This window comes from Candidatus Palauibacter scopulicola (genome assembly GCF_947581915.1).
Classification (GTDB): Bacteria; Gemmatimonadota; Gemmatimonadetes; order Palauibacterales; family Palauibacteraceae; genus Palauibacter; species Palauibacter scopulicola.
The window spans coordinates 71,957-78,204 of sequence record NZ_CANPWG010000068.1; the positions used below are offsets into that span (position 1 = coordinate 71,957).

Annotated in this window: 7 protein-coding genes; 3 read left to right on the forward strand and 4 right to left on the reverse strand. The window is 70.2% G+C overall.

The window, feature by feature from the left end:
* Nucleotides 1-6: 6 nt before the first annotated feature.
* Nucleotides 7-1,020 (forward strand): hypothetical protein, encoded by a 1,014-nt coding sequence (locus RN743_RS15020; RefSeq protein ID WP_310781013.1) that lies wholly within the window; start codon nt 7-9, stop codon nt 1,018-1,020.
* 47 nt (nt 1,021-1,067) lie between these two features.
* Here RN743_RS15020 and dapB read toward each other — a convergent pair whose 3' ends face one another.
* The 3 genes from dapB to RN743_RS15035 are packed head-to-tail and all read right to left on the reverse strand — an operon-like array spanning nt 1,068 to nt 2,538.
* Nucleotides 1,068-1,871 carry a 4-hydroxy-tetrahydrodipicolinate reductase gene (gene dapB / locus RN743_RS15025; protein ID WP_310781014.1) on the reverse strand — a complete coding sequence of 268 codons (804 nt, stop codon included), beginning with the start codon at nt 1,869-1,871 and terminating at the stop codon, nt 1,068-1,070.
* A gap of 22 nt (nt 1,872-1,893) precedes the next feature.
* Nucleotides 1,894-2,304, reverse strand: a complete 411-nt coding sequence (locus tag RN743_RS15030; protein ID WP_310781015.1) for a PIN domain-containing protein — start codon at nt 2,302-2,304, stop codon at nt 1,894-1,896.
* A 3-nt stretch (nt 2,305-2,307) separates the two neighbouring features.
* Entirely contained in the window at nt 2,308-2,538 is a 231-nt protein-coding gene (locus RN743_RS15035) for a CopG family transcriptional regulator (RefSeq protein ID WP_310781016.1), read from the reverse strand.
* A gap of 138 nt (nt 2,539-2,676) precedes the next feature.
* Here RN743_RS15035 and RN743_RS15040 point away from each other — a divergent pair, with 138 nt between their 5' ends.
* Nucleotides 2,677-3,822, forward strand: coding sequence for a N(4)-(beta-N-acetylglucosaminyl)-L-asparaginase (locus tag RN743_RS15040; protein ID WP_310781018.1), 1,146 nt, complete (start codon nt 2,677-2,679; stop codon nt 3,820-3,822).
* 36 nt (nt 3,823-3,858) lie between these two features.
* On the opposite strand, the gene RN743_RS15045 is transcribed toward RN743_RS15040, so the two are convergent.
* A complete protein-coding gene (locus RN743_RS15045; protein WP_310781019.1) occupies nt 3,859-4,827 on the reverse strand; it encodes an aldo/keto reductase in 969 nt (322 codons plus the stop codon).
* Nucleotides 4,828-4,943: 116 nt separating this feature from the next.
* Between RN743_RS15045 and RN743_RS15050 the strand changes: the two genes are divergently transcribed.
* Nucleotides 4,944-6,248 (forward strand): aminotransferase class III-fold pyridoxal phosphate-dependent enzyme (locus tag RN743_RS15050; RefSeq protein ID WP_310781020.1); only part of this gene is annotated, 1,305 nt, incomplete at its 3' end.

Sequence of the window (6,248 nt, forward strand, 5' to 3'; positions counted from 1 at the left end):
GCACGAATGACTCCGCGAACCGCGATGACACTGGCGCTTGTGCTCTCGGCCGGGATCGCTTGCGCACCGGAAGACGGGGGCGATCCTGAAGTTGGCTCCGAAGAGGCCGGGGCCTTCCCGACCGAGCCGCCGGACGGGCCGATGCCGGAGACCGGGCCGGCGCCCGCGGACTACACGCCGACGGCGGCGGGCTCTCCCTCGACCGACATCTGGCTGGGGACGCTCGTCCGCGAGGGCGGCGCGCTCTCGATCCCCGACTTGGGGCGAGCGACGGACCGCGACGCGTACGACAACCAGCCGAGCTTCCTGCTCGACGGTTCGGCGATCCTCCACACGGCGGCGCTGGACCGCAGGCAGACCGAGATCATGCGGCTCGCGGCGGCGCCCGGGACCGAGCCCGGCGCCTCCGAGCGGCTGACGAACACGGAGGAAGCGAGCGAGTTCTCGGCGCTCCAGATCCCGGGGCAGGACGCCTTCTCCGCGATCCACGAGATCCGGGGGAAACAGTACCTCTGGCGCTACGGCCTCTCCGGCGAATCGATCGGGCCGATCTTCGCCAGCGCCGAGCCCGTGGGGTACCACGCGTGGGCCAACGAACACGTCGTCGCGATGTTCATCCTCGGCAGCCCGCCGACCCTCCAGGTCGGGGACGCGCTGACGGGCGAGATCGGGATCGTGGCGGAGAGCCCCGGCCGGTCCATCCACCGGATTCCGGGGACGGAGGCGATCTCCTTCGTGCGGAAGGTCTCGGACGAGGAGTGGTGGATCGAACGCCTCGATCCGACCGCGGGGACCAGCGAGCGGATCACGCTGACGTTGCCGGGCCGCGAGGACTACGCGTGGACTCCCGAAGGCGAGATCCTGATGGGCGACGACTCGCGCCTCTTCGCGTGGTCGGAGGGCTCGGACTGGACGGAGGTCGCCGACTTTTCGGACCTCGGCGTCGAGGGCGTCACCCGCCTCGCGGTGAGCCCCGACGGCTCCCGCATCGCGATCGTCGCCAACCGCCCGGCGGACTGAGCAGTCCAGGCTGAACACGTTCCCGCGGGAACGTCTCCGGCTCGCCGCTACTCGAACAGCAGGCGGTCGAGTCCCTGCGTGAGGCCGACGCGTTCCGGCGCCAGCCGCGCGGCGAGCAGGGTGCCGGCCACGTAGGGTTCGGCGCTGGACCCGGCGTCGTGCCGGATCGAGAGCCGTTCTCCGGGAAGACCGAAGATCGACTCCACGGAGATGACGTAGCTCGGGAGCCGCAGCGAGTGGACCTGTGCGCCCCCGATCGTGGCCCCGCGCGCCTCCCGCGAACCCAGGGTGTCCGCGACGGGACGGCCGAATTCGTTCGCTGCGACCGTCCCCAGGAACTCGGCCAGTTCCTGCGCGGTGCCGCTGGGCGCGTCGGGCTTTCGGGCCGACGCCATGTCGACGATCTCCCAGTGCGGCACATGGCGCGCGGCGATCCCGGAAAAGTGCTTCAGCAGCGCGGCCGTGATCGAGAAGTTGCCCGCGGCGATCACGCCCACGCCCGCCGCGCGCGCGGCCTCGTCGATCTCGCCGTACTCCCGGCCGGTGAGCCCCGATGTCCCGACGACCGCCGCCACGCCCGCCTCGATCGCGCACATGACGTTCGCGTAGACGGCGCTCGGGTGCGTGTAGTCGATGTAGACATCGGCCGGCTCGCCGAGCGCTTCCGCCACGCCGGCAGAAACCCGCACCGGGGAGCCGTCCGCCTCTGCCCGCGCGTCGCCCACCGTCTCTCCCGCCGCCCGCCGCGCCACCGCGCCGGTCAGTTCGAACTCGTCCGATTCGAGGACGGCGGCCACGACGCTCTCGCCCGTCCACCCCGTCGCTCCTCCCACGCAGACCCGAATGCTCATCTTCGCTCCGTCCAATCGCGGCTCACGACCGGGGAAACACTTCCGCCCCGGTGAGGCCCAGGTGATGATCCGTCGCCCATGCAATCTCGATCTCGTGGCGCTCCATCAGGGCAAGGCTGGACGCGTCCACGTACGTCAGGCGGGCCCCCCTGAGCCGGTCGAGGATCCGGCAGGTGTCGCGGTGGAGCCGTGAAGTGCCTTCGAGCAGGACGAGGCCGTCGAGGTTCTCCAGGAGGCGGCGGCAGGCACGGGCCTGCTCCTCGCCGTGACGATGCAGGAACCAGGAGTACGCCTCCGACCAGACGAGCATCGAAGTGTGCCAACGCGGCACGGGTCCGCCGAACAGCGTACGCGCCTGCGCATGGTACTGGTCGCGCCGGTTGAGAGCCGCGATGAGAATGCCGGTGTCGAGAAACACCTTTCGCCCCTTCAAGGCTTACGGTGTCGCCCGCCCGTAGACCACCTCATCGACCGTGGCGCTGTCGCCCGGTTCGCCGTCGACCGTCCCGAGATAGGCCATCCACGGCTGCTCGTCGGGCAGCCTCGAGAGCGTCTCGGCCAGACTCCTCCGGCACAGTTCCGCGATCGAAATCCCCTCGCGCCGTGCGGCTTCCTTCACTCGCGCGTAGAGTTCCCGGTCTACCGAAATCTGCGTCCGAATCATCATGAGGCCTGCCGCTCGCGAGCAGTGTTATCTCTATCGTCTGTCATGATAACATAAGCGGACGCCCGCTGCCATTTGGACCATCGTATGTTGAGGGCGCAACGGGCCCTCCGACCGACGACCAAGAAGAGGATCGAGACCATGAGCATGGACCGCCGCGACTTCGTTCGAACTTCCGCCGCCGGCCTGGCCGCGGCCGCCACGCCCGCCGCTCTGGCCGCCGAGCGCCGCCCTTCCCGGGCCTCCGACGGCTTCGGGGCTCCCGCCGTCCACGCTTCGCGGGACACCCGGCCCATCATCGTCTCCGACCTCAGCGGGATCCGCTTCAACAACGGCGGGCCCGAGACTTCGGTGGAGCGCGCCTTCCGCGGCATCGTCGAGGGCGAGGACCTGCTCGACGCCCTCATCGCGGGCGTGAACATCCCGGAGAACGACCCGACGGAGATGGGGATCGGCTACGGCGGGCTGCCCAACGCGGACGGCGTCGTCCAGCTCGATGCCTGCTGCATGCACGGGCCCCGGCGCTGGGCCGGCGGCGTCGCGGCGCTCGAGGGCGTCCGCACCCCGTCGCTCGTGGCGAAGGCCGTGGCCGAACTCACCGACCATCACCTGCTCGTCGGGGCCGGCGCCCAGGCGTTCGCGCGCCAACTCGGGTTCGAGATCGAGGACGACCTCAACACGGAGGCCTCGCGCGCCCTGTGGCTCGAATGGCGCCGGCGGATCGATCCCGGCCACTGGCTCGACCCGCGCAAGCGGCTCGAAGCCGGGCTCTCGATGGTCGACGACGGACTGATCCCGGCCCACTCCTTCTGGGGCACGACGAACTCCAACGCGGTGAACGCGGACGGGGACATCTGCGGCGTCACGACGACGAGCGGCCTCTCGTGGAAGATCCCGGGCCGCACCGGCGACTCTCCGATCCTCGGCGCCGGCCTGTACGTGGACAACGACGTGGGCGCCGTCGGCTCAACGGGCCGGGGCGAGGCGAACCTCTACAACCTCTCGTCCTTCCTCGCCGTCGAGTTCATGCGCCAGGGGATGAGCCCGCTCGACGCCGGCATGGCCACGCTGGAGCGGATCAAGTCGAACACAGTCGAGTCGAGGCTCCTCAACGCGCGCGGCCTGCCGAGCTTCGATGTCCGCTTCTTCCTGCTCAACAAGGCGGGGGAGACGGCGGGCGTCGCCCTGTACGGCTCCGCGGAGACGCACTACGCCGTCTGCACCGAGAACGGGCCCGAGGAGCGCCCGTTCGAGGGCCTTCTGGAGGGCTCGCCCCGCGACGCGTAACGGCGTCCCGGAGGGCGTTCGCGCCGCGCTCGCGACTCAGCGGTTGTAGGCGGGGGTCGGTCCGCGGAGCCGCGCCCAGACGCCGTCGCAGGCGGCGAGCACTTCGGCGTCGAGCGGCGGCGCGTCGAAGGCGGCGAGGTTTTCCTCGAGGTGCTCCATGCGGGAGGCGCCGACGATGATGCAGTCCGCGCCCTCCTGCGCCCGCAGCCACCCCAGCGCGAGTTGCACCGGCGTCAGGTCCGCCTCCCCGGCGATGGTCTCGACCTCGGCCACGGCGCGGAAGTACTCGTCGTGCCAGAAGCGGTCGAGGTACATGCGGTTGCCGTCGAAGCGCGTCCCCGGCAGCGGCGCCCCCGGGCGCTGCTTGCCGGTCAGGAGCCCGCCCGCGAGCGGATTGTAGACGACGTTCGAGATCCCGTAGCGGCCCGTGAAGGCGAGGTATTCCTGCTCGATCCCCCGCGCCGCGAGGTTGTACATGGGCTGCGCGATCCACGGCTTTGCCCACCCCTCCTGCTCGCAGATGGAGAACATCTCGCACATCTGCCACGCGCTGTAGTTGGACGTCGCCGGATAGCGGATGAGCCCCTCGACGCGAAGCTCCTCCAGCGCGGCGAGACTCTCCTCGATGAGCGTCTCATAGTCCGGAAGGTGCAGGTAGTAGATGTCGAGATAGTCCGTCCCGAGCCGCCGCAGCGAGTCGTCGATCCCGCGGCGGATCGCGTCGCGCGAGAGGCCGGTGTATTCGACCGGGTCTCCCATCGGATTGCAGACCTTGCTCGCCAGGACGATCTCCGCGCGCCGGTCCCCGAGGACCTCTCCCAGGATCTCCTCCGACCGTCCCTGGTTGTAGACGTTCGCGGTGTCGAAGAAGTCGATGCCCCGCTCGAAGCACAGCTCCACCATCGCCGCGGCCGCCTCGACATCGGTCTGCGACCCGAACGTCATCGTGCCCATGCAGGCGCGGGACACCTCGAGGTCGGTATGCGCAAATTTTCGTCTCTCCACGTTCTTTCGTATCCTTCCATAAGGACCACAAGGAGCCGGTGTCCGGGAACGCCCGCTCACCCGGGGTACCGGGCGGCGCCGGCAACGTAGCAGAACCTCAGCGTGGGATGGAACCGATGACGACCGGCCCGGTCCGGACGCGGACGCTGGAGGAACTCGCCGCGGACGCGGCGGCCCGCTACACGGCGGCGAATCCCCTGAGCCAGGCGAGCTTCGAGCGCTCGACGAACTATCTGCCGGGGGCGGACACGCGAACGGTCAACCACTACGATCCGTTCCCCGTCACCATCGTCCGCGGCGAAGGCTCGCGGCTGCACGACCTCGACGGGCACGTCTACGTCGATTTCCTCAACGACTACACGGCTGGCCTCTACGGCCACTCGAACCCCGCCATCCGCGACGCGATCGTCGAGGCGGCGGGAAGGGGCCTGACGCTCGGCGGTCCGAGCCCGAACCAGCAGGAGTTCGCCGAACTCATCTGCCGCCGCTTCCCGTCGGTCGAGCGCGTGCGCTTCACGAACTCGGGGACGGAGGCGAACCTCATGGCCGTCAGCCTGGCGCGGGCGGTGACGTACCGGGAGGGCGTGCTCGTGTTCGACGGCGCCTACCACGGCGGGCCGCTGAATTTCAGCGGCCCGGACCGGCGCCTCAACGTGCCTTTCCCGTGGACGGTCGCGGACTACAACGATGCCGAATCCGCGCGATCGGTCATTGCGGAACGGGCGACCGAGCTCGCCTGCGTGCTGGTCGAGCCGATGCTCGCGGGCGGCGGGTGCATCCCCGGGACCCGCGTGTTCCTGAACGCGCTGCGCGATGCGACGCGCCGGGCGGGCGTCCTGCTGATCTTCGACGAGGTCCAGACCTCGCGGCTCGCTCCGGGCGGCCTGCAGGAGGCGCTCGACATCCACGCCGACCTCACGACCTTCGGCAAGTACCTCGGGGGCGGCGCCTCGTTCGGCGCCTTCGGGGGGCGCGCGGACCTGATGGATCGCTTCGATCCGCGCCGGGAGAACCATCTGAGCCACCCCGGCACGCACAACAACAACTCGCTCACCATGGCCGCGGGCCTCACGGGGCTGCGCGACGTGTTCACCCCCGACGCGGTGCGCCGGCTGACGGTGCGGGGAGACGCCCTGCGCGCCGCCCTCAACGGGGTCGCGGCGGCGAGGGATGCGCCTGTGCAGGTGACGGGCCGCGGTTCAATCATGACGGTTCACTTCCAGCGGGCGCCGATCCGCCGCCGCGCCGACGTCGGCCACACTCCGATGGCGGCCCGCGACCTGTTCCAGCTCGAGATGCTGCTAGCGGGGTTCTACGTCGCCCGGCGGGGGTTCGTCACGGTCTCGCTCGCGCACGATGACGAGGACTGCGACGCCCTGGTCGCGGCATTCGACGCCTTCCTCGCAAGGCACGCCGCCGCC